We start from the raw sequence: 26,271 nt of genomic DNA, 5'->3' as shown, positions 1-26,271 counted from the left end.
TAAATTTTCGTTCTTGTTTGTATAACGAGAACAGTAAAGAATTTGCTTAGCAACCATAGCGCAGCAGAACCACCTGAACCCATGCCGAACTCAGAAGTGAAATGTTGTAGCGCCGATGGTAGTGTGGGGCCTCCCCATGTGAGAGTAGGACATTGCTAAGCTCAAATTGCATTATGCTGAATAGACACGCTGCGGAGCGGTAGTTCAGTTGGTTAGAATACCGGCCTGTCACGCCGGGGGTCGCGGGTTCGAGTCCCGTCCGCTCCGCCACTTATTAAAGAAACCTCAGCAGAAATGCTGAGGTTTTTTGCTATGTGCGATCCGAAAAAGTGCTTCGCATCTTGGATCGCGGCACTGGCCGTGCGTGTTGAGCCCCAGCCGTTCCGTCACTTATTAAGAAGCCTCGCTAGAAATAGCGGGGCTTTTTCATTTCTTGCGGGTAATCATTCTGCTCTTATTGAAAAGCCTCACTGGAAACAGTGAGGCTTTGTTGTTATCTTATTGATATCAAAAATAGTGAAGATTGATGTGAGAACCTCCTTTCCTATCTTATTTGGCTTTTATCTCTCTAAAAGCGGTGAGCATTGGTAGTGATAAATGGGTTACCTCCTTGCTCTGATTTGATAGTTATTGACTAAATTTACTCATATAAACCTGTATGAAGGATCTCCTTTTGTTGTTGATCACTTTTATTCCGTTGGTATGCACGATAATGCGATATGAAATAAGTGATGAGTACAGAAAAGAGTGCGTAAGCAACTAAAAAGGTAATAGGTGAGTGAATTAAGCTACTTGAAAATACCCAAATAACACCACTAACGGTAATAGCTAGTTTAGTGATAACGGCAAGTACTAAATATGTCATCACATATTGAGGTTGGCGTATTGCTTGGTATGCAATGAGATAGCTGGCGCCAACTGCAATAATGGCAAGGCTAAAACCGATGGTAAAAGAGTGGAAATGCTCGGTGAATAATACTGCTAACATTAAAATAATAATGCTGAATATAAGCTTTTTCATACCGATCCCTCTTCTTTACGATAATTGGAATACCTATTAATAGTGAACTCAAAATAGCGTTTTGTATGTGATGGCAAGCGTGAATTTTCAGGAATATTAATGCGCATTTTATAAATGTGCAGGAGATCCAATTTTATTGTTGAGGCGTGAGATTGAGTGGTTTACAAAAGAAAAAGGGTAACCTGACGGTTACCCTCTAGCAAAGATCGAAACTACTGATCTGCTAAAACAACAGCTATGTTTTTAAACAGAAAGGAATGTTTTTAATTGTGCAAGTACCGCTTCGGCTTGCGGTTGATCTTCCATTTCAACAAAAATACGAAGTAATGGCTCTGTACCTGAGAAACGTGCAATCGCCCAACCACCATTCTTAAAGTAAACTTTAGCCCCATCGGCATAGCTAACTTTTTCGATTTCATAGTCAAAATCAGGCAGTGCTTTTTCTACATAGATCTTGTTGTACAGACGGTCACGATCAGCTGGTTTAAAGGTACAATCGCCTTCTGCTGTGTAGGCATAGCCAAATCGTCCGTAGATCTCATCAAGCAACTCAGATAATTTCTTACCGGTAGAGCTGATCATTTCAACCAATAGACTTGATGCGAATACGCCATCTTTACCTTTGATATGACCACGGATCGTTAGACCACCAGAGCTTTCACCACCGATCAAAGAATCATCGGCTTCCATTTGTGAGCTGATGTGTTTAAAGCCAACAGGCACTTCAAACGATTTCTCACCATAGGCAGCTGCTACTTTATCAAGTAGGTGTGTCGTTGCGATATTACGAACAACTGAGCCTTTCCAGCCTTTGTATTCGAGTAGGTAGTAGTAAAGTAGTAGTAGCACTTCGTTCGGATGAATGAAGTTACCTTTCTCGTCGATGATACCTAAACGGTCAGCGTCACCATCAGTACCAATACCGATGTCATAACCTTCGTTGGCTACGAGGTGTTTCAAACGGTACAGTGTTGCAGCACTTGGTGATGGCATTAAGCCACCAAAGCCTGGGTTTTCACTGTCATTGATCACGTCAACGTCACAACGACCAGTAATTAGGACGGTTTGTAGGGCGTTTTTCGCCACACCAAACATTGGATCGATAAGCACACGTAAGTTAGCTTTTTTGATCGCTTCCATATCGATAAAGTTAATGATCGAATCAACGAATTCGTTCATTGGGTTGATCACTTCAATTAACTTATCGTTTTCTGCTTGCTCAAAATCGACACGCTTGACATCAGCATCGGTTAACACGGCAATTTGTTGCTCGATTTTTTGAGTAATGATCTCATCAGCATCACGACCGCCTTCAATGAAGACTTTGATGCCGTTGTAATCGGCAGGGTTGTGAGATGCTGTGATACACGCAGAGTAGGTTGCCCCAGTTTCTTTGGCTTTAAACATGACCACTGGTGTTGGGACAAACTTATTGATGAAGCTACATTTAATGTTGTTGCCTGCTAATACTTCAGCAAACCATGTTGCAGCTTTGTCAGATAGAAAACGACGGTCGTAACCAATAATGAAGCCATTTTCAGTGACTGACTCTTTGATCATGATGTTGGCAATGGCTTGAGCAACTAAACGAACATTGGCTTGAGTAAACTCTTCACCAATGAAGGCACGCCATCCACCGGTTCCAAATTGGATCATGGAGGAACTCCTATTTCTCTCTCAAATTAAAGAGGGGGTGAAATCCACCCCCTAACATTATTAGCCCATTACCACTGTAACAGTGTTTACTGAACCTTCAGCTTGTGGTGCGATTGCGCCTTCAACAGCTTCACCGTTTAATGTAATAGACTTAACGCCTTTGCTTACACCATTCGGGTTTTCAACTTTGATGTTGTATGTTGCGCCGCGCCACTCACGTGTTACTTCAAAGCCAGGCCAGTTAGTTGGAATACAAGGATTAACAGTAAGGCCTGCAAAACCTGTTTGTACACCTAGGATGAAGTTAGTAACAGCAAAATATGCCCAACCAGAGGTACCTGTTAACCATGGGTGGTTTGCACGACCGTGATCTTGGTGATCACGCCCCATAATGAACTGAACGTATGAGTATGGTTCTGCAATACGTTTTTCGATGATGTCATTTTGGTTGTATGGGTTAAGTGCGTCGTAGAACTTCATTGCACGATCACCACGACCTAGTTTTGCTTCTGCTACCCATGCCCATGGGTTTGGATGCGAGAAGATAGCGCCGTTTTCTTTCACGCCTTGGTATACGCGAGTCACGAAACCGATATCATCGTTAGGTGTTGCGAATGATGGTGCATTTAGGTGCAGGCCGTATTCAGAGAATAGGTTCTCATCAACTGCATCCATTGCTTTCTCACCACGATCTTGCGATGCCATGCCAGACAGTACTGCTAGGGTATTTGATTCTAGGTGAATACGACCTTCAGTTTGTTGCGCTGTACCGATCTTGTCGCCATCTTTAGTTAGACCACGGATGTACCAGCCACCTTCGTCATCCCATAGGTGCGTTTCACAGGCTTCACGAACGTTTGCTGCCATTTCAGTGTACTTAGCAACATCAGCATCGTTCCCCTTGTACTTAGCAAGCTCAAGGAACTCTTGCAGAGCCCAGAAGTGTAGGAATGACACCATTGCTGATTCACCGCCACCTAGGTTTAGACAGTCGTTCCAGTCTGCACGTAGACCTTTACAAATACCTGTTTGACCAACGTATTCAGCAGAGAAATCAAGTGCTGCTTTCATGTGCTCATACACGGTTGCATCACCGCCATCCGCATATGGGATCACTTCATCAAGGAAGCTCTCTTCACCTGTCTCAGTGACATATTTACAGATAGTTGGCACGATCCATAGGTGGTCATCAGAACAGGTATCTTCGATGCCGTGGATCTTATCAGCATCACTTGGTGTTGGTACAACTGTTGGCGATTTAGACGGTGCAACATCTGCCATTTCTGGATCGAACCAATCAGGATCGAATAGGTGTAGGCCGTAACCTGCTTTCACTTGACCACGTAGTAAGTCAACCAGACGCTTACGAGTCATTGCTGGGTTTGAGTGAGGTACTGAGATCGCATCTTGTGCGGTATCACGGTAACCAAGACCTGTACGACCACCAACTTCGATGAATGATGCAAAGCGAGACCAAACCACACAGGTTTCTGCTTGGTATAGTGTCCATGCGTTGATCATGGTATCTAGACCTTCGTTTGGTGACGTCACCTTGAACTTGTTACAACGGCTGTTCCAGTGCTCTTTGATCTCAGCAAAAGCAGCATCAACAGCAGCCACGTCTTGGTATTTTTTACGTAGATGTTGGCCTTCATTTTTACCTACACCCAATACGAAGCTGAAACGCACTTCTTCGCCTGGTTGGATAGTGAATTGCTTGTGCAGTGAGCCACAGTGGTTGTAACAGGTTTGAACGTGGTTAGAACAACGACCTTTCTCAACGGCAATTGGGTTCGCTTCATCACGGTATGCACCGATGAATGTGTCACGTTGACCATCGTAGCTATCAGGATCAAAGCTTGATGCTAGGTAGTAGTAACCTTCTTTCTCATTCGTGTTGTAGTAAAGATCGTATTCAATCACGCCATCTTCATAAGAAGTGCCTGCAGAATACAGACTCATCTGATGGTTTTGGTTATCAGACTGAATGTGGCTAAATGAGAACTCAACAAATGAGAATGCACTAATAGTACGCACTTCATCGCTGGTGTTTTTGATCACAACGTCCCAAAGTTCTGCATCTTCGCCTTTAGGTACGAATAGAGTTTTAGTTGCTTCAATGCCGTTGTAATCACATTTGAATTTAGAGTAAGACAGGCCGTGACGTACTTCGTATGTCGCTTCGTCTAGACTTTTAGCCACTGGCTGCCATGAGATTGACCAGTAATCGCCAGTCACATCATCACGTAGGTAAACATAGTGTCCTGGGCGATCAAATGTTGCGTTCGGACGGAATTTCGTTACGCGATTGTACTCTGGAGATTTGTAGAATGAGTAACCACCTGCGTTTTGTGAAATTACTGTACAGAACTTTTCTGTACCCAAGTAATTTGTCCATGGTGCTGGGACATCAGGGCGAGTGATAACATACTCTCTGTTGTCGTTGTCAAAATAACCGTATTTCATTGCTTTCTAATCCTTAAAAAATTTCACTCTACTGTGCGTGGTTATTCACAGCGGCGGTAATTAATTCCCGCCTTGTCCAGGTAGCTAAGTTGACCTTTTAAACGAGCTCTGAAGTCATCCCAGTTACGATGTTTTGGTTCGCTCCAGCAAATCTCCGAGACAGCTAGTAAGCGTGGGTAAATCATATATTCAAATCGACTTTGGTTATTTACTAATTCTGACCAAAGTGCGGTTTGAATGCCTAAAATGTGCTTCCGCTCAGAATTTTGTTCTGAGAGATCGCTAAGTGGGTAATAATTGTAAACTTTATCTAGTGGCAACTTGCCAGCCCAATCAACCCCAGCTTCATCTGCTGAGTAACCTTGAGCCAGATCGAGGTACGTAGCTTGCGCTGGTTGCATCACAATGTCATAGCCTTTTTGGATACACTCCAATCCAGCCTGTTCACTTTGCCATGAGAAGATGATGGTATTTTTACTGACCTTCTCACCATGGGTTGCTTCTTCCCAGCCCATCATGCGTTTGCCTTTACTTTCAATTAACTCTTCAGCAAAACGCAGTAGGTGACCTTGCAGCTCTTTCGGATCTTGGTAACCATGCTCAGCCATCAGTTTTTGACAAGCAGGGCTATCTGTCCATACACCAACAGGGACTTCATCGGCACCAATATGGATGTAAGGCGCTGGGAATAACTCACAGACTTCATTTAAGACATTACTAATAAAGCTGTAAGTGCCTTTAAGTGCAGGAGATAAGATGTTATCGCTGTAGTTTTGAATGCTGCGATAAACCGATTTATCTTCCGGATCAATTAACAGATCGGGTAGTGATAAGATCGCAGCTCGGCAATGCCCTGGAATGTCAATTTCAGGAATGATCATGATCCCACGCTCATCGGCATAAGCGATCACATCTTTAATTTCTTGCTTGGAGTAAAAGCCACCATAGCGCTGAGAAATCGTAGTGAACTGCGGCAAAATAGCTTCATTTGGACCACGCCATGCGCCAATTCGAGTAAGCTCTGGGTAGGCATCAATTTCAATACGCCAGCCTTCGTCATCGGTGAGATGCCAATGGAAAGTATTAAATTTATAGCGAGCCAGGTGATCAATAAGGTGCTTGATACGCTCTACCGGGTGAAAGTGGCGACCACAATCGAGCATCATGCCGCGATAGCCATAATGAGGTTGATCATCAATATCAACCATTGGAATAGCATAGGCACTATTAGCTTTATGTGACGGTAGACTCGGCATTAATTGCAATAGGCTAGACGTCGCATATACAAAGCCTGCAGTAGAATTGGCTTGGATCCAAATATTGTCGCTTTCAACTAATAGGCGATAGCCTTCATCGGCAATATCTTTATTTAAGGCATAATGAATATTGCCAGTTTGACTTATCGCAATGGATTCATTCGTGCTCTTTTTAAATTCTGCTTGTAGCCAATTAACAGCACCTTGCGCCAGTGTTGGTGGCGTCGTAATGGTTGTGTGTCGGTTGATGTAAAAATAGCCTTGCAACCTTGCCATTTTGTTTGGCTTCGGGATCAATGCGATTTCAGCCGCTTGCTCTGGTAGCGGGGTGTTGTAACGCTCAACGGCTGGTTGGTCGAGATCAATACGGCTAATATCGACACTAATAGGCTGGATGAATTCATCCGCCGATGCGATTGAGATGAAAGCATCTAAGATCCCATCATCATAAAGCGTAAATTGTGCGGTACCGACGGTAAACTCAGTATAAAACAGCCCATTTGCCGCTAAATCATCAGTTTGGGTAATGGTGCAGTAACTTCCTGTTTGACTCACTGCACCGTTAGATAAGCTATCTGGTTTTACATAGCGATTAAATAAAAAATGTAATGACCAATCTTTAAGCGGCTTATCCGTTAAATTATGTAAACTTAAGGCAAAACGAGACTCAGATTCGTTTTTATTAATAACTGTGAAATCAAGGCGGTAACTCATTATTCCCCCTTACAGTTGATATAAATTGTGATTGCCACGAGCCATAGCAATCGCACCATCCATTGCGTCCCCTTGTGGGGTTGCAATGCGTTGTTGCAGAGGTGGAACGAGCCAAGCATGAATGCGCTCTGCAATACTGCCCATTAAACAGATCTTATCGGCACCGCGTTGGATCAGGGCGTTCATCCACATTTCAATATCAGCGGCCGTTTGCGATAGCATCTCAACCGCTAATTTGTCGCCTTGTGCTGCATGAGCAAAAATACTTGGTGAGAACTGACCGTAATCACAAGGGCGAGCTGTTTTTGACCATGACACGATGTTGTCGACATCATGATTAAAATATTCGAGTACAGAACGAGCCAATGGTGTTTGCTCGATAATACCGTCCACGCTTAGTAGCACTTGTTGGATCAGGCGTAGCCCCATCACAGCACCACCGCCTTGATCAGAGATCGGGAATTCACGACCGCCAACCACATGTTGTTGACCATCTTTTAATAAGATCCCACAAGAGCCAGTGCCTGCAATTAAGATCGCACCATCTTTACCGCCCCAAGCCCCTAAACACGCACCATAAGCATCAGTGTTTAAGGTGATTGCACCATAAGGATGAGGTTGCTTCATAAAGGCGTACCAAGCGTCTTGTTGCTCAGCTCCAGCAAGGGCAAGTCCAACTGACATTTGACGAAAATGGCTGCTATTAAGTCCTGCTTGCTCAGCTGCGGTAGCAATTGCGTCATTGATTGATGCCATTGCAACACTGCTGCCTAATAAAATATTGGCACTGCCGGTTTTTGCTTCACCCAAGGTGTTGCCATTGATATCGCAAATACGGGCACGGCAAGACGTACCACCGCCATCAACGCCCACTAAGTAACGAATATCAGCCATGGTGACGCTCCTTAAATTGCATGGTAATTGCAAGTAAGTACCAGCCACCGTGAGGGATCCACTGTTCCCCCCAACGCCAGTTTTGCAGCATATCGTCCTTTTGGCCTTCAGGATTGAATGCGATGTCTTGTTCGTTTTCAAAGCCTGAAGTAATGCCGTTACAAACCCCACCTTTCGCATTGCTAAAACCTAGATGCGGTAAGTAATCTGGGTTGTTATGACCATGGCCATCCAACATACACATGTCATATGGGTTTAAGCCAACGATCCAGTTAAGGGCGTGCTGACCATAGTGCATTAGATCTTGACGAAGCTGTGGATCTTGAACGTAATCCTGTGCCATAAAAGCCATGGTTGCTAATGAAGCGAGGCGCGCATTTTCACCTTGCCACCAGTAGCCTGATTCATTGTTATGAGCGACAAAGAAAGCGGTTTTCTTGTCGCTATCTACCGCTTTTGTGTATTGGCGAGGGTAGTTAAATGGGTTAGTCACTTCTTTCGTGATAGCTAACTCAAAGCGAAGCGCTTGCGCTAACACTTGCTCAATCGGCTGTTTAACCTTGGCATCAGTCTCTGCACTTAAATACTGCATTAGTGCAATAGTAGGTAAGCCTGCTTCTGCTGCGTGGAAATAAGGGCGTTCGCCATTGTCAGTTGCAGACCAAAAATGTGTCACGGTGTCATCAGACATTTGACGTTTAGCTAAGCGTGTAGCCCACTCACGCATCTCTGTTTGGTAGCGCTCTTGATTGGTACTACGAAATAGCTCAACCGCAGCAAGAAGGGCGCAGTATTCATCAATAATATTTTCGATACCGTCATTTAAGTAGCTAACATTGTGCTGTTTTAAATGCCAGTACCCCATTTCTGCAGCTTGTAGGTAGCACTCAGTATCGAGATCTGAAAATGCACCTAAACGCTTGCTTGATGCCAGTTGAGCAATACGAGAAATGCTGGCAAGCGCTGCAATCGTGACACCACCACCTTGACGGAAACCAGCTTGGTAATCGTCAGATTTAATGCCTTCTTGGGTTGAATAGGCACAAATCTCACGTTGTTGTGGTGATTTACTCCACTTGTCGAATACCGTCATGTAGAAATAGCCCTGCGGATCTTGCATTCGCAGTAAGAAATCGGCACCGAATGTGGCTTCTTCAAGTAGACGTGCACGGGTGAAATCCGCCACATCTGCTTGTTGATCTAATTCGTCGTAGGCTTTTAGCATGTTCCACACAATCATCGGGGTTTGTTGTGGATTTAAATAATTACTAAAAGATAAGTGGCTTAAGTATTTGCTGACATCACCAGAGGCATCATACCAGCCGCCATGTACGTCAACGGTTAGATCGGATCCTAATAGTACGGCTTGTTGATCGGCGCGATCGTAGATACCGCCACAGCGTTGAGATTTGAAGTAATGAAGCACATCACTGAATGTTTGTTGCATTAACACACCTTCAGCAATGGTGAAAACAGTGGATTCACTATTAGCATAGCGAATACGGAACTCACCGATTTGTTGGCAAGCAGAGAAGTCAATTAGGTAAATATTACCGGTATGCCATTGCGCTATGTTGCCATAGGCATGTAATGGCAGCTGCATAATTGTGGTGTTGGTCTGGTTACAGACTAACTCTGCGGTACCTGTTAGAGACTCAGAGTTTGTTTGTAATAAAGCGTGTTTTACGTTGAAACGCTCATAACCCAGATGGTTAGTTAACAGCTGCATGGATCCTCCTAGTGTCGCCAAATAAAGGTGGTTTCAACGAATTGAAACCACCATTTAACAGCTAAGGCGACCAATAACGCGGATAAGTCGTTTTTAGTAACGAGCTATTATTAGTTTTCGTATAAGTAACAACGTACAAAGTGGTTATCAGATAACTGCGTCACACCTGGTAGTTGTTCACGACATTTATCAGTTGCATGAGTACAGCGACCTGCAAATGGACAACCTGCGCTTTCTGGTGTCCATAGTGGGATCTCGCCTTTGTTACCTTTTAGTTTTTCATGGATGGATTTACTTGGATCAGGCACTGCTGATACCAGTAACTGGGTGTACGGGTGTTGTGGATCGTGAATGATCTCTTCCGTATCACCCCATTCAACCATGTGACCGACGTACATTACCGCCAGATCTTCTGCGATATAACGTGCTGTTGCGATGTCGTGCGTGATGTAAAGTAGTGCCATTTCACGTTCGAATTTCATCTCTTCCATCAGGTTAAGAACACCTGCACGGATAGATACATCAAGCATTGACGTTGGTTCATCAGCAAGTACCACTTCAGCACCAACAGCGATGTTACGTGCTAAGTTAACACGTTGACGCTGACCGCCTGATAGCTGGTGGGGGAACTTCGCAGCTGTCGCTTTTGGCGGGATCAGGCCAACTTGCTCTAGTAGGTTGTATACCGTTTCTTCTAGCTCTTTCTTATTGCCTGGCTTCACTTTGTTGTGGATCAGCAATGGGCGAGCAATGTGGTGGAAAATAGTATGAGTAGGGTTTAAAGAACCGAACGGGTCTTGCCATACCATTTGTACACCTTGGCGGTATTTCATTAAGTCATCATGTTTAGTGATGGACTGAATGTCACGACCAAAATATTCAATAGTGCCATCTGTTGGCGCATACATTTTTGCGATCATTTTTGCTGTTGTTGATTTACCAGAACCTGATTCACCAACCACAGATAGACCACGGCTTTTGTACATTTTGAAAGACACGTCGTTGATTGCACGCATCTTTGATTTTTTAAGAGAGTTACTATTAACGGCAAAATCTTTGATCAGATTTTTACCTTCAATAATTGGGTTTCCGGTAGGTTTGCTCATAATGCCTCCTAAATACTGCCTATTTTTATTAACCACGTTTAGTGAATAGGTGGCAGTTTGATAAACGTCCTGGTTCAATTTGCGTTAGTTGGGTTGGCGTTTTAAAACAAGCTTCTGTTGTTTTACTACAGCGAGCTTGGAAGCGACAACCTTGAGGGATTTCAAGTAAGTTCAATGGGTTACCTGGAATACCTGTTAACTTCGTTTTTGGACCAGTCAGCGGAGGGAATGAGCTACCCAAGCCCTCTGTGTATGGGTGGAACGGTGTTTCTAAGATTTCTTTTGATGGCGCAACTTCAATCAACTCACCTGAGTACATGATGCCGATACGGTCAGAGAACTCGACCATTAATGACAAGTCATGAGTGATGAAGAGGATAGAGAAACCAAACTCTTCTTTAAGTGCGTAAATCTTTTGTAGGATTTCACGTTGAACCACAACATCAAGTGCCGTTGTTGGTTCATCCATGATGATCATCTTAGGATTTAGCGCCAGTGCAATAGCGATAACCAAGCGTTGACGCATACCGCCAGAGAACTGGTGAGGGTAGTCGCGTAAACGGCTAGGGTGGATATCAACAATTTCTAACAGACCTTCAGCGCGGCGAACAGCTTGCTGACGGGTCATGCTCGTGTGACGCATAATTACGTCACAGAACTGCTCTTCCATTGTTAATACTGGGTTTAGGGCGTTCATCGCACTCTGGAATACCATCGAGATTTCGCTCCAGCGGAATGCTGACATCGCAAGATCTGATTTCTTCAGAATGTCACCGTGGCCATCAAAGATAACCTCACCACCGGTGATGAATGCTGGCGGCTTATGAAGGCGCATCAGTGAGAATGCAACAGTGGATTTACCACAGCCTGATTCACCTGCTAAACCAAAAATTTCACCTTTACCAATGTCAAAGCTGACATTGTTTACTGCGCGTACATCACCGGCATCGGTAATATAGTCAACGCACAAGTTGCGAATTGAGATTTGTGGATTAGTCATTATTTTTCTCCCCCTTGTAGGGCTGGCTGAGGAGCTTCCACAGCGTCTTGTGCTTTTTCTGCTTTAGCATTTTCTTTTGCTAAGTTTTTCCAACGGCGCATGCCTTTGTGAGAACGTAATTGCGGGTTAGCGATTTCATCGACAGCAAAGTTCAGAAGAGCAAGACCAATCGCAATCAAGGTTAGTGCAAGACATGGTGCTAATAGCTCCCACCAAGCGCCAACAAGCATTGAAGATGACGTTTGTACGTTGTACAGCATCACACCCCAGCTGATGGTGTTTGGATCACCTAGACCTAAGAATGACAGTGTTGCTTCGGTCATGATTGCAAGCATTACTGAACCGATGAAGCTTGCGCCTACGATTGAGATCAGGTTTGGCAAAATTTCAACGAAGATAATGCGCCATGATGATTCACCTAATACTTCAGCCGCTTTTACGAACTCTTTTTCACGTAGCGATAGGGTTTGGGCACGAACAACACGTGCACCCCATGCCCAGGAGGTCATGGCGATAACCACCGCAATGGTCATTGGACCTGCTTGACCGATAAAGGCTGCGATAACGAACAGCAGTGGGAGCTGTGGCATTACCAGCATGATGTTCATCGCTGCTGTTAAGATTTCATCAACCTTACCGCCAAAGTAACCTGCTGAAATACCAATGATCGTTGCTAAGAAACACACCATTAGACCCGCACCGAAACCTACCGCTAGTGATGTACGAGCACCGTATACAAGTTGTGACCAGATATCACGACCCATACGAGAGGTACCTAATACGTGCTCTGCATCTTTAGACATCAGCAGGGTACGCTTATTGGTTGCTAAGTTTTCAGCCACCCAACCTTCAGGGTTTTCTTGTGCTGCTTTTACAACAAATGCTGGGTATTCGTGTGGTTTACCTGTTCTTTTATCTGGGTTGTGCTCAGTAATAAACGGCGCAAAGATAGCAGCAAGGATAAAGACACTGATGATACCTAGGCCAAACATTGCCTTAGGGTTACCTGATAATAATTTAAATAAGGCTTTCATAATTATTTGCCTCCTTTACGTAGGCGAGGGTCAAGCACAACGATCAGGATGTCGGCCATGAAGTTAAAGAACAGCATGAACATAGTCATAATAAGTAGCTGGCCTTGAAGAACTTGGTAGTCACGAGAGTGGATTGCGTTAAGCATCACCGTACCAAGACCTGGGTAGTTAAAGATGATTTCAACAATCAGCTGACCACCGATAGCCATACCTAGCGCCATAGAAAGTGCGGTTACACTTGGTAGCATTGCGTTACGTGCTGCGTAGTTGAATACCACACGGTTTTCGCTAAGGCCCTTACCTTTAGCCATGGTGATGTAATCTTCGTTTAGCAGGTTGATCATGTTGTTACGCATGTTGATCAAGAAGCCACCAATCTGAATTACCGTCGCACAGAATAGCGGTAGTGCGGCGTGGTACATCACGTCTTTGTAGAACGCCCAGCTCGTCCAATCAGGAACAACGCCAGGGGTAAATGCGTTACCTGTAGGGAACCACTGTAAGCCAATAGCAAAGGTAAACATTACTAGCATTGCGATAACAACCGGTGGTACCGCTTGTACAACTAGCATACCCGGAGAGATGAATGCGTCATAAGTACTGCCGCGTTTCCATGCCGCGAAAATACCTAGTACAGAACCAATACAGAAAGAAAGGATTACTGCAGAGCCAGCTAAGAATAGAGACCAACCTACAGCGCCACCTAGCAGTTCGTTAACTGATAGAGGATAAAATTTGATAGAAGTACCTAGGTTCCACGTAAATACGTTAGCTAGGTAAGAAAAGTATTGTTCATATAGTGGGCCATCAACAAAGCCTAATAGCTTTTTCATGGCTTCGATACGCTCAGGAGTTACCTGCGCAGTTGCGTTTGCGAACATCATGGTAACTGGGTCACCAGGCATCGCACGCGGAATAATAAAGTTTAGCGTGGCCGCGAAAATTAGCGCGACAAAATAAAACGATAAACGACGTAGAAAAAATCCCATAACTCACACCTTACACATCCAGCTTGCCTTCCTGAGCTGAATTCAGGACGTAAAACCCCCTGACGCAAGGCGCCATACCTTTTATAGAAGAAAGGATTTGAGGGGAAGAGGCGGTGCACAAGGTGTGCACCGCAAATATTAAGCAGAAATTATGCTTTTGGTTTTAGATCCAGTACTTGAAGTAGACGCTCAGGAACACCTGCCCATACCATTGGACGGCCTTGAGGGTTCTTCTCGTTCCACCAACCAGTGAAGCGAGTTTCGTTGTATTGGAAGTTGTTCGCACCAGACATTACTGGGATTGTTACTTGGTTCTCAGCAATGATCTTCTGGATACCGTGAGCAATCTTCAACTGCTCAGCTTTGTCTGCTGTCTTGTAGAAGCTGTCTAGTAGCTTGTCTAGCTCTGCATTCTTGAAGTAGTGCATTGCGAAACGAGGCATACCGTCGCCAGACTGTAGACGTGAGTTGTACGCACTATCCCAGTATAGGTGTGGATCTGCACCGTGGAAGTAGTTTGTGTAAGCTACGTCATAAGTACCGTTTAGCATTGCTTCGTTGTAAACAGCGAAGTCAGGAGTACGAGCTTTCGCGTTGATACCCACTTCTTGAAGCTGCTCAACACCTAGCTGTACAGTGTTGTTGAAGTCAGTCCAACCGTTTGGAGATTGAACTTCAAGCTCGATCTTCTTACCAGTTGGTGTTTCTACGAAACCGTCACCGTCAGTATCTTTAAAGCCAGCTTTCGCTAGAAGCTCTTTAGCACCTTTCACATTGTAAGTGTTGAATGCTTTGTACTTGTTGTGTACAGCTTCATCAGACCAAGTTTTGAAACCATCGCCTAGGCCAGATGCGTAGTCGTTTGGTGTACCCGCACCGTAGAACGCGATGTCGATGATTGTTTGACGGTCGATAGCCATAGAGAATGCACGACGGAAATCAACATTGTTGATTGCTTCTTTGTTACCTTCTTTAGGCGACTTGAAGTTCAACATGAATGACTGAGTGCCCGCTGCTGGGTACCAGTATTTGTGATTAGGGTTCGCTGCTGCGTATGTGCTGTCGATGTCAGGAATGAACGATGAAGTCCAATCTAGCTCAGAGTTGATGATCTTAGTTAGTAACTGATCGTTGTTTGCGATCTGAGGTACACGTAGACAGTCAACTTCTAGGTTAGCGTTATCCCAGTAGTTAGGGTTACGACACTGAACGTATAGTTGAGGAGTAAAAGTATCGATCTCAGTAAATGGACCAGTACCTACTGGGTTTTCGTTAGTGAAAGTTGTTGGGTTTTCAACTTTGCTCCAGATGTGCTTAGGCACAACTGGTACGAAAGAAATTTCAAATGGAACGTTAGAGTTTGCTTCAGTTAGAGAGAAGATAACTTTGTTACCGTCTTTCTTCACTGATTTAACCCACTTGTTGATACCACGTTGGTCTAGCTCTGGGTTCTTCTTAACTAGATCGAAAGAGTATACAACGTCATCTGCAGAGAACGCTTTACCGTCAGACCACTTAACGCCGTCACGGATTTCGAACGTTACTTGCATTAGGTCGTCAGACATGTAGTAGTCTTTCGCCAAACGCATTACTGGCTCGTTACCTTTCATTTGGTTAAATACAACGAGTGGCTCGTAAACGAACTCAGTTGTTGTACGAAGGTTAGTCGCTAGGAATGGGTTAAAGTTACGTACCATTGTAGGGTAAAAATCTGGTACGACTGTTAGCTGGCTTTTTTCTGCTGCTGAAGCTACTGGTGCTGTGAAAGCGGTTGCTGCTGCAACAACTGCAAGTGCTAACTTAGTTTTGTTAATATTGGCAAGCATAGCTGTTCCTTACTCTTTGCTCTGTTTCACTTAATGGAAATTAAAGTTTGCTCCATCATTGGAGCCCTCGAACCTACTTCAACGGAACTGAGTAACGCTGAACCGATGAATGGCCTTGTAAGCTCTCAGTGGCTTAAATATTCTCCGTAATCGCTAAATCGTCAATCTGGCTTCCCGTTAAAAACGTTAAAACTTCTAAAATCCACGTCAAAAACGTTAATTTCTGATTTTTACACCGCTTTCAGTTTAATGTTAAATGTGTATTACATCACATTTAACTAGCTCCTAAGGTAAATGGTACGATTGAAAGTGGTCATATTAAGTGTTTGATTTTTAATGTTTTGTTTTCGTTTTTTTTGTGTTTTCCTATGTAATACATGTTTTTTGTACCGTTTTTTCTGTGCGGAAAATTTATCACCTGAGTTTGTTGTGATTCGCTTCTCATAAACAAAAACTAATTCCTCTTAAGGTCTTTTAAGAGTGTTTTTTTGCAATATTGGCTTAAAAGTAAGCAGAAATAAGAGTGTGATTTAGGTCATTTTTACGTTTTTTAATGAGATTTTTTCTTATTTAAAAAAACGAATTTATAAGACTAAAGGATAATGTTTTTAGGCTAGAAATAAGTGAGTATGTCGTCGGTTATTGTCGCTGTGAGTCTGTCTGTTTGGTCGATTAAGGGGATGTTGATACTGTCGCTATGATGAAGTAAAGATGCCGATAGTCATTATAGAGATAATAAAAAAGGCTCCCAAGGAGCCTTTATAGAGTGATAAATAATTTAGCTGGTACTAATGGTATGGTGCAGTTTATCACGCATGGTGACGAGCTCTTGACGTGCAGCTGTTGGTTGATGACAGCGTTCAAGAACATAATCCATGGTGTTAATCACTGTGCGCCAGCGTGGCGTTTTAGGTAGCGTTTCAATATGAAGGTATTTATCTAGAGTACGCGTTTGTAACGTACTACGGTCTAGATAAACGCGCCATAACCCACTTTCTTCTGCTAGTTCAAATTTGGTTTTATTTGATTCGCTTTCCCAGAGTTCAAGGGTGTTCTTCATTGAATCAACCAGTAACTCTCGAATTTGTTGCCCTTTATTTTGACTATTGCTATCGAGCTTGTCTGCCAGTCGAGTAAACTCACCACCCAGTTCACGTAGCTGTTGCAGGTTGTTTTTATCACCGTTAAAGGCAAATTCAGACAACATATCTACTGCATTTTCGAGTAAACCAATACGGTGATCCGCCGATGGCCCTTGACTGTCGAATACGAACATCTGCTTTAGCCCAGACTCTTGTGGCAAATTAATGATATCGGTTGACAGTGTTTGCACTTGCTCACCGATCAGGAAGCTTAATTTCCCATTGTAATGGTGGCTCTCAGTGATGGTGTCTGGTAATTCAGCCGCTAAAATATCACTTAGTGTATGGCGCTCTAGCTGCTCAGGTGGGCGTTTAAATAACTTACCTGCAGCACTGTTGACGTAACGAATCCGGCCTTCATTTTGGACACAAATGATCGCTTCTGTGGTGGAATCCAATAACCCCAGTAAACGGCTTTGCGCTTCAATTAAGCTGATTTCTACTTGCTCTCTGCGATGGATTTCTTGCTGCAAGCTGTGGTTCTTTTGCTTTTCATGCTCAGTCTTACTAGCTTGTAGGTAAGCTTGAATACGTGCAATGAGCTCTTCTTTATTAAAAGGCTTGGTTAAATAGTCATTAGCGCCACACTCAAAGCCTTTAATGCGATCTTGGATCTGTCCTAAGGCTGATAGCATCATGATAGGCAACTCAAAAATAGAGTATTGTTTTCTTAGGGTGGTACAAACTTCATAGCCACTCATTTCTGGCATCATAATATCAAGCAAAATCAGATCTGGACGTTGCTCTTCCACCATTGCGAGTGCTTGTGGACCACTTTCTGCTGTTTTCACTCGATAACCCGCTAAACGTAAAAAGTTGTTTAGGATCTGAAGGTTAACTGGCTCGTCATCAACAACTAGGATCAAGTCACCATTCGGGTTTTCTGGTAAATTACTACTTTCACAACTGCTTGAATCTAATGACGGTGCTTGGAAATGTTGGCTGGTGGACTCATGAGAAATCGCATTAATTTGTGCCTCTGTCGCCAAATTCAAGGTGAAACTAAAGGTGGTACCGACCATTGGCTGGCTGCTGACGTATAAGCGACCGCCCATTAATTCAATCAGTTGGCGGCTGATTGATAGCCCAAGCCCAGCCCCTTGACGATAATTAGCCGAGCCAGAATTTGCTTGGATCAATGGTTCAAAGATATGCTCAAGCTGCTCACTAGGAATGCCTTGACCTGTATCGACGACTTGTACTCGTAATTGCTGCTCAAGCACAGTGGCAGAGATAATAATTTTCCCTTCAGATGTGTACTTAATTGCATTACCAACAAGGTTGTATAGCACTTGTTCTAGGCGTTGTTCATCGGCATCCACCAGTGGTAAATCCGCTGGTATTTGGTTAATGATACGTACTGGTTTATTACCTAATAGGTGGCTTGAAAGTTCTAAAACCAAACGAACTGCTGCTGATAAATCAATAGCATGGCGATGAATATCAAGATCGCCATAACGCATCTTGTGATAATCCAGCAGATCATCAACCAAGTTCGTTAAGCGTTGCCCACTGTTGATCAGCATTTCAAGCTGACGACGCTGCGGATCTTGCAGTGGACCATTAGCGCCTGCCAATAATGATTCTGCAATACCGACCATGCCATGAAGTGGTGTACGCAGTTCATGGGACGTTGTCGCCAGAAATTCATCTTTTAGTTTATCTGCGGTTTGTAGCTCATCATTTTTCTGCTGAATAATCTTAAGGCTTTGTTCTAGCTCGTCGTTTTGGGTTCTGATCAAACTGATTTTTTCGCGAATAGAGCGTTGCATGCGAGAGAAACTGATCGCAAGACGACCAATTTCATCACTACGTTCAGTGCCTTCAATAACCTGATCCAAATCACCACCAGAGGCTTTCTCTGCAGCCCAAGTTAAACGTAACAATGGCGCAGTGATAGAGTTGGAAAGTAGGTGAGAAACAAATATCACTAAGAGAATGGCGGTGATCATGCCAATGCCAAAGATCTTCTCTAACTCGGTAATGCGGGCAAAGGCTTCTTTCTCTGGTAATTCAACCACTAATGCCCATTTATTACCTAAAATATCGAGCGGCGAAAAGGCGCTGAGTACAGGAATGTGATTGTAGTTTTTAAAACTACCCACTCCTGATTTCCCTGCCAATGCTTGGCTAATGCTCTCACTTTGTAAGGTTTTAGGTAAATCGGCTTCTGCTGAAAAACGCAGCTTATGATCTTGACCGATCAGCAGCGTTTGGACGTAATTAGCATTGTTACCCAGATCTTGAATAAGCTCAGAAATGGCTTTGTTACTTAGCTCCATAAACACGTAACTGTGCAAATAGCCTTGCTGAATAATAGGAGCGGCAAACCATGCTGTTGTATCACCATGATTAGCTGTTTGGCTGAAATCGGTAAATGTAACAGGTACTTGATCGGGTTGTTTCTGGCTTAGTTTGGTTTTTTGCTTAATGGTTTCAAAGGTCTGCTTTAGCGCAGGTGATGCTTGCTGATTTTTAAGCAAATTAATACCAAATAAGCTGTGATTATGAACGGAATAAACCACGTTACCTGACAAATCAACCAACATGATGTCTTTGAAATCAGAGCGTTTTAGATATTCTTTATAAACCGCATTATAGCGCTTATACATTAAACGATAACGTTCATGCCCAACATAGGTCGTCTGGTTGTTGTTATCGTTTTTCTTGGTCAGGGTTTGTGAGAAATAATTCGCACGTCCTTGCTCGGTAAGCTGAGGTTCGATGTTGCCTAACTGATGATAAGCACCCACAAGACCATAAAAACGACCGCCACTGTTATTGGATAATTCTGAGCGAGCGAAACTCTTCACCTCTGATTCTTTGGCGGCAAAAAAGCTGTAGAGCTGCTTTTGCTTGTTATCGCGTAAAGAGGCTAAGTGATTGATGCTTTGTGCAGCGAGATCTTTGGTATGTGAGTTGAGGAAATATAAGGCTGATAAAACCAAAGGGGTGATGCTGAGCACAATAAAAGCCAACATTAACGTATGTTGGAGACGTTTAAATCGCGTAGTATTCTGCATTCCGGTGCCTGAATAATATGATTGTAATACGATCTGAATTGCGGATTAGGGATTCACGTTAAATTGTAAGGCAACGATATTGATGTCGTTTTGACAATTTTTCCGTTCGTTAGCCATCACTAAGTCCATATTTATTAATATGATACTTTTACACTGGGTTGTTTAGAGGGATCAAGTATTACAGTAAGGAAGCGTGGGTAAAAACACAGAATTAACGTTTTTAACGGAGTAAAAAGGGTAAAAGAAAGGGCGAAACACTGTCGCCCTTACGATAATCACGTCAAAACCAAATTAACGATTATTTGGTTGCGGCGTAAATATTGAATTTGTTGGTTTTAGCAGTAATTTCGCAATGACCTAGGCTTGCTTCAATTAGAGGTGGATATTGTAAGAAGCTATTTGCCACAATCACCATTTGACCTTGTGGGTTAAGGTATTGTGGGGCTTGTTCAATAAACTGCTCGGTTGCCGCATAGAAGGTTTTTAATCCTGCGTGGAACGGTGGGTTACTGATCAAGAATTGGTAAGGGCCGGTTAGGGTTTTATACACGTCAGTTGCAGTGAACTTGCTTGCTTCTAGGTTATTTACCTTAAAGGTCTCTTTCGCTGATTCAATCGCAAGGGCACTAATGTCGCAAAGCTCTAGATCGATAGCTGGATATTTGGCTTTCATTACAGCGCCAATCACACCTGCACCACAACCAAAATCCAGTACTTTACCGTGTAGACTCGGTAAGTTATTGAGCAGCAATTCAGAGCCTTTATCAAACTCACCATGGCTAAATACACCCGGTAATGAGCGAACAGTTAGCTGTACGCCAGCAATATCAATTGGATAGCTACGGAACCAATCAGCAAGGTTAAAAGCTTTAGGCGTGTTATCACAACGGCCCCAATAGAAGCTGCAGCGACGTGCTGAGTCGTATTTTGTTAGTGGGCCATATTCTGCAAACAGTTTTTCTGCACTGCGCACCCCAGAGCGGTTTTCACCAACGATACACACTTCAACCCCAGTACCAAACTTAGCAAGTAGCATGGTCATTAGGTATTCTGCTTCTGCTTTTGCTTTCGGCCAGTAAAGCAAAATCATATCGATATCTGGCGTCTCAGTAAGTTCTGCTCCGAAGTAACTGCTTACATTGCTAAAGCGTTGAATGTCATTGAAGAAGCCGTAGTTAGTGGTAAATACAGACACCGTTTGTGCTGTTTGGCACAATTCTGATGCGAAGGTATCACTTAACTCGCCAGCGATAAGGACTTTACGATTTTCGAAAAACTCAGATTGACGAGCAACGACCTGGCTCGCGGCGCAATAAGACATGTAACTGGCCTCAATGTAGACATCATAAATTTGGGGGCGAATTGTTCCATATTTATGAGCGGTTGGAAAGAAATCTACAGTGCTGGCCAAGGAGAGAGATAAGAAAATGCCGCTTTCAATCAACTATCGATTTGGAAAGCGGCATGAAAGGTGCTGATTAGTTTTTATCTTGTTGCTCTAAGAAGTCTTTAAATTCAACTTCATACATTTTGAACAGAACCAATGTGACACCAAAAATAATTGGACCATAAATCATACCGATCAAACCAAACAGTTGGATACCACCAATGATGGAGAAGAAGATCAGTAAGGTGTTCATGCTTGAACTGCCTTGCATTAATAGTGGGCGCACAACGTTATCAATTGAGCCGACTACAATCACGCCCCAACCTGCAAGGAACAGTGCCCATTCCCATTGACCAACCAGCAGCAAGTATAAAGACGCAGGTAGCCAAATCAGTGCAGTACCCACAACCGGGATTAATGATGCAAAGGCCATCATCGAGCCCCAGAATAAGCCTGGGAAGCCACATAACCACATGGCGAAACCACCGGCAATACCTTGTGCAACAGCGGTTAAGAAGGATCCAAGTACCGCAGATTTTGCCACTTGCTCGACTTCGTTCATGATTTCATCTTCTTGACTGCGAGACAGTGGGATCACGTGGCGTATAGCAGCGATCATTTTGTCGTTGTCACGTAGTAGGAAGAACAACACAAATAGCATCATCATGAAGTTAACTAAGATACTCGTCGCATCACTTAAGATATGGGCACTGATGTTTAATGCTTGTGAACCCACTTGTGATGCCGTGGTGGCGATTTTTTGGATCACCACTTGTGGATCAAAGTTATGGAACGGTGAGTATTTATCGATAAAACCTAATGCTTTTTGGGCGTAAGGGTGGGCAAATAACTCTTTAGGGCCACCGGAGGTGATCCATTCATAGCTCTCTTTTGAGACGGTTGTTCCTTGATGAACAATCGATGAGAACACGATAAGCAATGGGATCACGATGATCACGGTAAGAATAAAACACGATAACATTGCAGCGGTATTGGCACGGGTTGGCATTAACGCAAGTAGACGTTTATGCAGTGGTGCAAATAACAATGAAATAATAAACGCGAGAACAATCGGACCTAAGTAAGGTTCGATCAGTTTGTAGCTGGCAAACGCAGCGACAAATAAAGCAATAATAAGGAGCCAGTGGCGAGGCTCGATTTTAAATGGCTGTGACACGGTTTATATCCTTTTATAAATAAGCTTTCATCATTACCGCTGTTATTGATAAAGATTATCATTATAATCATCATACAAGAGTCAATGATTATACCTTTTATCGTGGAGATGGCTTATGGGATGTTGTAATTGTGGCTGTGATGACAAAAAAAAACGCAGACCACCTATTGCGCTAATTATTTTAGTCATCATGGCCTTGCTTGCATTATATTTCTGGCAATAAGCAAGCCTAGCGTAATAGCCTTCAGTTAAGCTAATTTTTAGTTATTTAGATACTAAAAAATAGTCATAAAAAAAGGCCACCCTGTGTGACCTTTTTTATTTTAATTTATTCAATCTTTTTGAAAAAATTCAGCGCTTATTCATTAGCTAGCGTAGCAAAAGCATAGTCTGCTGCTTCAAGTGTCGCATCAATAATTTGAGTATTGTGCGCTAGCGAAGTAAAGCATGCTTCATACGCTGAAGGTGCAAGGTAAACACCGCGTTCTAACATTAAGTTAAAGAAACGTTTGAAGCGTTCAACATCACACTTGGTAACGTCTTCATAGCAAGTCACGTTTTCTTGGTCAGTAAAGAAGAAACCAAACATTGCACCTACTTGGTTTACTGCCAATGGAATGCCATGTTTGTCAGCCAGCGCTTTAAAGCCATCAGCTAAACGTTTAGTAATGTCAGCGAGACGCTTTTCATTACCCTCTTCAGTTAGCACAGTTAAACAAGCATGACCTGCTGCCATCGCAACTGGGTTACCTGATAGGGTGCCGGCTTGGTAAACAGGACCGGTTGGGGCAACGTATTCCATCACTTCACGACGACCACCAAAGGCACCTACTGGCATACCACCACCGATGATTTTACCCAGTGTTGTTAGGTCTGGTTTGATGTTGTAGTAACCTTGTGCGCCGCCTTCAGATACACGGAAGCCTGTCATTACCTCATCAAGAATTAATAGTGCGCCGAACTCATCACAGATCGCACGTAAACCTTCAAGAAAGCCCGGTACTGGTGGGATACAGTTCATGTTACCCGCAACAGGTTCAACGATGATACAAGCGATTTGATCTGGGTTTGCTTCAAATGCTTCACGTACAGAATCAAGGTTATTGTAGGTCGCTGTTAAGGTGTGTTTAGCAAAATCTGCTGGTACACCTGGTGAGCTTGGTTGACCAAGCGTTAATGCGCCAGAGCCTGCTTTTACTAATAGGCAGTCTGCATGACCGTGGTAACAACCTTCAAATTTTAAGATCTTGTCACGACCTGTGAAACCACGAGCAAGACGGATTGCACTCATCGTCGCTTCTGTACCTGAGCTCACCATACGTACCATTTCCATTGATGGTACAAGTTTCGATACAAGATCAGCCATGGTGATTTCCATCGCTGTTGGCGCACCAAAGCTTAAGCCTTGCTGTGCTGCATCAATCACAGCATCACGAATTGCGATATGGTTGTGACCTAAAATCATTGGACCCCAAGAGCCAACGAAGTCGATGTAGGCATTGCCATCGGCATCAAAAATGTAAGCGCCATCGGCACGTTCGATAAATAGTGGGGTGCCGCCAACGCCTGCAAAAGCACGAACTGGCGAGTTTACGCCGCCTGGAATTTTCTGTTGCGCTTTAGCAAATAAATCGGCTGATTTGCTTGTATTGCTCATTGTAAGATCCTATATCAATAAATCAGATGCTATTCCAATCCACAGAGTTTTCTGTCCTAGGATGGTAAGCCAGAGAAGTATGTGGATTATCATTAGCTATTGTACCTAAAAGGGGTCGCTTTAGGGAGAGCGTTTTATGGGTAATATTTGCGCTAACTGAGCAATAAACTTCTGTTAATTTGTTATACAAGTCACAGCTGCAAAGCTATTTTTCAACATTAGCAGTATAATAAATGCACATCATGGATTACTCTTTTAGGTCTAATAGTTTCATTTATCCTCTCTGCATTCTACGTGCAATCTTTTAACAATACGGCCGAAAAATGACTGATAAAACGCATGGGATCCACATGCCTCCTCATCTTCAACCACGTGCATTGGTAAGGCAATTACTTACCCGAGACAAAACACCTGTCTCTGTTCTCTTTTTATCAGCATTGGTCGGTATCCTTGCTGGCTTTGTTGGCACCATGTTTGAAATTGGGGTTAATTGGGTCACAGAGCAACGTACGGAATGGCTACGCAACGAAATTACCAGCGTCTTACCGTTATGGTTGGCGGCATTTATTGTCAGCGCGATACTCGCTTTTATTGGTTACTACTTAGTCAGTCGTTTTGCACCGGAAGCGGGCGGTTCAGGTATTCCTGAAATTGAGGGGGCAATGGAGGAAATGCGCCCGGTTCGCTGGTGGCGTGTGATCCCAGTGAAATTCTTCGGTGGTTTAGGTGCATTAGGCTCAGGTATGGTGTTGGGTCGCGAAGGTCCAACGGTACAAATGGGCGGTAATATCGGTCGTATGATCTCCGATATTTTTAGGCTTAAAGATAAAGAAGGTCGTCACTCCTTATTAGCGGCAGGTGCTGCTGGCGGTTTAGCGGCGGCTTTTAACGCACCAATGGCGGGCATTATGTTTGTGCTCGAAGAGATGCGTCCTCAATTTCGTTACAGCTTGATCTCGGTAAAATGTGTGATGATCTCAGCGGTAATGTCGAACATCGTGTTTCGTTTATTACGTGGTCAAGAAGCGGTGATCTCCATGCCGCAGTATGATGCACCAGCCTTAAAATCCCTTTGGTTATTTTTAGTGTTAGGGATGTTGTTTGGTGGTTTTGGTGTGCTGTTTAACCGCTTAATTATTTTTGCATTAGATGGCTTTATTAAAATCCATCGTAATGAACATAAACGTTACTTAATCACGGGTACTTTGATTGGCGGCTGTTTTGGTCTGTTGCTACTTTACTTCCCTGAGTTAACTAGCGGCGGTATTTTTCTGATCCCACATGCGACGAATGGCGATTACGGCCTTGGCATGTTAATGCTGTTGTTCTTTGCGCGTATTGCAACGACCTTATTATGTTTTGGCTCAGGTGCGCCCGGTGGTATTTTCGCACCTATGCTAGCTTTAGGTACTTTGTTTGGTACTTTTTACGGCATGGTGACGCAAGGTTTATACCCTGATTTAGGCATTGATCCTGGCTTGTTTGCGATTGCTGGCATGGGGGCATTGTTTGCTGCGACAGTACGTGCGCCGATTACAGGGATCTTGTTGGTTATTGAGATGACTAATAACTATCATCTGATTTTACCATTGATTATTACGACTCTCGGTGCGACTATGCTGGCTCAAATGTTAGGCGGCCAACCGATTTATTCGCAGCTGCTACACCGAACAATTAAAAAAGAACGTTTACGCCATGACTCTCCAACAAGTGAGGCTAATACTTGAACAACATAGTCAGGTATTAGATAATCAGCGTAATTAACAGAAGTGTGTGAGAGGTTTTGTAATGAGCGATGCGAATTTGCCGCTAACTTTTTCTGACGTTGCAGCGAATAAAGTAAAAACACTGATCGCTGAAGAAGAAAACCCGGATCTAAAACTACGTGTTTACATCACTGGTGGTGGCTGTAGTGGTTTCCAATATGGCTTTACTTTTGATGAAAAAGTAAACGATGGCGATATGACCATTGAAAACAGCGGTGTAACCCTTGTTGTTGACCCAATGAGCCTACAATACTTAATTGGTGGTACGGTTGATTACACTGAAGGTCTAGAAGGTTCGCGTTTCTTCGTCAATAACCCGAATGCAACAACAACATGTGGTTGTGGTGCATCATTCAGTGTGTAACGTTTTATCACGTTAGAAATGGATCAATAAAAAAGCCGACAGATTTGTCGGCTTTTTTGTGTCT

At 43.5% G+C, this 26,271-nt stretch carries 17 protein-coding genes, 1 tRNA gene and 1 rRNA gene; 4 read left to right on the top strand and 15 right to left on the bottom strand.

All coding sequences use genetic code 11. From position 1 onward, the window contains the following. Positions 1–45: 45 nt before the first annotated feature. Together rrf and Q7657_RS21180 are read left to right on the top strand one after the other, a co-directional pair. A 5S ribosomal RNA gene (rrf, locus tag Q7657_RS21185) occupies positions 46–161 on the top strand. Positions 162–193: 32 nt separating this feature from the next. Further along, positions 194–270: transfer RNA gene (locus Q7657_RS21180), tRNA-Asp, on the top strand. 370 nt (positions 271–640) lie between these two features. On the opposite strand, the gene Q7657_RS21175 is transcribed toward Q7657_RS21180, so the two are convergent. From Q7657_RS21175 to hemL, 15 genes are all read right to left on the bottom strand, one after another. Next, positions 641–1,021: a hypothetical protein gene (locus tag Q7657_RS21175; RefSeq protein ID WP_107166861.1), complete on the bottom strand. Its 381-nt coding sequence runs from the start codon at positions 1,019–1,021 to the stop codon at positions 641–643. A 243-nt stretch (positions 1,022–1,264) separates the two neighbouring features. Continuing rightward, positions 1,265–2,677 (bottom strand): phosphoglucomutase/phosphomannomutase family protein, encoded by a 1,413-nt coding sequence (locus Q7657_RS21170; protein WP_107166860.1) that lies wholly within the window; start codon positions 2,675–2,677, stop codon positions 1,265–1,267. A 60-nt stretch (positions 2,678–2,737) separates the two neighbouring features. Next, positions 2,738–5,143 carry a glycoside hydrolase family 94 protein gene (locus Q7657_RS21165; RefSeq protein WP_107166859.1) on the bottom strand — a complete coding sequence of 802 codons (2,406 nt, stop codon included), beginning with the start codon at positions 5,141–5,143 and terminating at the stop codon, positions 2,738–2,740. Between the two features lie 41 nt (positions 5,144–5,184). Then, a complete protein-coding gene (locus tag Q7657_RS21160) occupies positions 5,185–7,113 on the bottom strand; it encodes a beta-N-acetylhexosaminidase (RefSeq protein WP_107166858.1) in 1,929 nt (642 codons plus the stop codon). Between the two features lie 9 nt (positions 7,114–7,122). Then, on the bottom strand, positions 7,123–8,007 hold the full coding sequence (locus Q7657_RS21155; protein WP_053987971.1) for a glucosamine kinase nucleotide-binding domain-containing protein: 885 nt from the start codon (positions 8,005–8,007) through the stop codon (positions 7,123–7,125). Continuing rightward, a complete protein-coding gene (locus Q7657_RS21150) occupies positions 8,000–9,736 on the bottom strand; it encodes a glycoside hydrolase family 9 protein (RefSeq protein WP_107166857.1) in 1,737 nt (578 codons plus the stop codon). Before Q7657_RS21150 ends, Q7657_RS21155 begins: the two co-directional genes overlap by 8 nt. A gap of 110 nt (positions 9,737–9,846) precedes the next feature. After that, positions 9,847–10,842 carry an ABC transporter ATP-binding protein gene (locus tag Q7657_RS21145; RefSeq protein ID WP_053987969.1) on the bottom strand — a complete coding sequence of 332 codons (996 nt, stop codon included), beginning with the start codon at positions 10,840–10,842 and terminating at the stop codon, positions 9,847–9,849. A gap of 28 nt (positions 10,843–10,870) precedes the next feature. Next, positions 10,871–11,842, bottom strand: coding sequence for an ABC transporter ATP-binding protein (locus Q7657_RS21140; RefSeq protein ID WP_053987968.1), 972 nt, complete (start codon positions 11,840–11,842; stop codon positions 10,871–10,873). Then, a complete protein-coding gene (locus Q7657_RS21135) occupies positions 11,842–12,876 on the bottom strand; it encodes an ABC transporter permease (protein WP_107166856.1) in 1,035 nt (344 codons plus the stop codon). The genes Q7657_RS21140 and Q7657_RS21135 overlap by 1 nt, the downstream gene beginning before the upstream one ends. Positions 12,877–12,878: 2 nt before the next feature. Continuing rightward, positions 12,879–13,865, bottom strand: coding sequence for an ABC transporter permease (locus tag Q7657_RS21130; protein WP_053987966.1), 987 nt, complete (start codon positions 13,863–13,865; stop codon positions 12,879–12,881). Between the two features lie 149 nt (positions 13,866–14,014). Further along, positions 14,015–15,691, bottom strand: a complete 1,677-nt coding sequence (locus Q7657_RS21125; protein WP_053987965.1) for an ABC transporter substrate-binding protein — start codon at positions 15,689–15,691, stop codon at positions 14,015–14,017. A 778-nt stretch (positions 15,692–16,469) separates the two neighbouring features. Continuing rightward, positions 16,470–19,856, bottom strand: coding sequence for a response regulator (locus tag Q7657_RS21120; protein ID WP_258178281.1), 3,387 nt, complete (start codon positions 19,854–19,856; stop codon positions 16,470–16,472). A 298-nt stretch (positions 19,857–20,154) separates the two neighbouring features. Further along, on the bottom strand, positions 20,155–21,177 hold the full coding sequence (rsmC, locus tag Q7657_RS21115) for a 16S rRNA (guanine(1207)-N(2))-methyltransferase RsmC (RefSeq protein WP_053987963.1): 1,023 nt from the start codon (positions 21,175–21,177) through the stop codon (positions 20,155–20,157). Between the two features lie 157 nt (positions 21,178–21,334). Continuing rightward, complete coding sequence (locus Q7657_RS21110; protein ID WP_053987962.1) at positions 21,335–22,420, bottom strand: AI-2E family transporter; 1,086 nt, start codon at positions 22,418–22,420, stop codon at positions 21,335–21,337. 358 nt (positions 22,421–22,778) lie between these two features. After that, a complete protein-coding gene (hemL, locus tag Q7657_RS21105) occupies positions 22,779–24,077 on the bottom strand; it encodes a glutamate-1-semialdehyde 2,1-aminomutase (RefSeq protein WP_008988488.1) in 1,299 nt (432 codons plus the stop codon). A gap of 323 nt (positions 24,078–24,400) precedes the next feature. Between hemL and clcA the strand changes: the two genes are divergently transcribed. Together clcA and erpA are read left to right on the top strand one after the other, a co-directional pair. Beyond that, positions 24,401–25,804, top strand: coding sequence for a H(+)/Cl(-) exchange transporter ClcA (gene clcA / locus Q7657_RS21100; protein ID WP_053987960.1), 1,404 nt, complete (start codon positions 24,401–24,403; stop codon positions 25,802–25,804). A 61-nt stretch (positions 25,805–25,865) separates the two neighbouring features. Continuing rightward, a complete protein-coding gene (gene erpA / locus Q7657_RS21095) occupies positions 25,866–26,207 on the top strand; it encodes an iron-sulfur cluster insertion protein ErpA (protein WP_008988486.1) in 342 nt (113 codons plus the stop codon). The last annotated feature ends 64 nt before the right edge of the window (positions 26,208–26,271 follow it).

Source organism: Candidatus Photobacterium acropomis (assembly GCF_030685555.1).
Taxonomy (GTDB): domain Bacteria; phylum Pseudomonadota; class Gammaproteobacteria; order Enterobacterales; family Vibrionaceae; genus Photobacterium; species Photobacterium lucens.
Note: the sequence above shows the minus strand (reverse complement) of the source record. Positions and strands in the feature narration are given on the sequence as shown.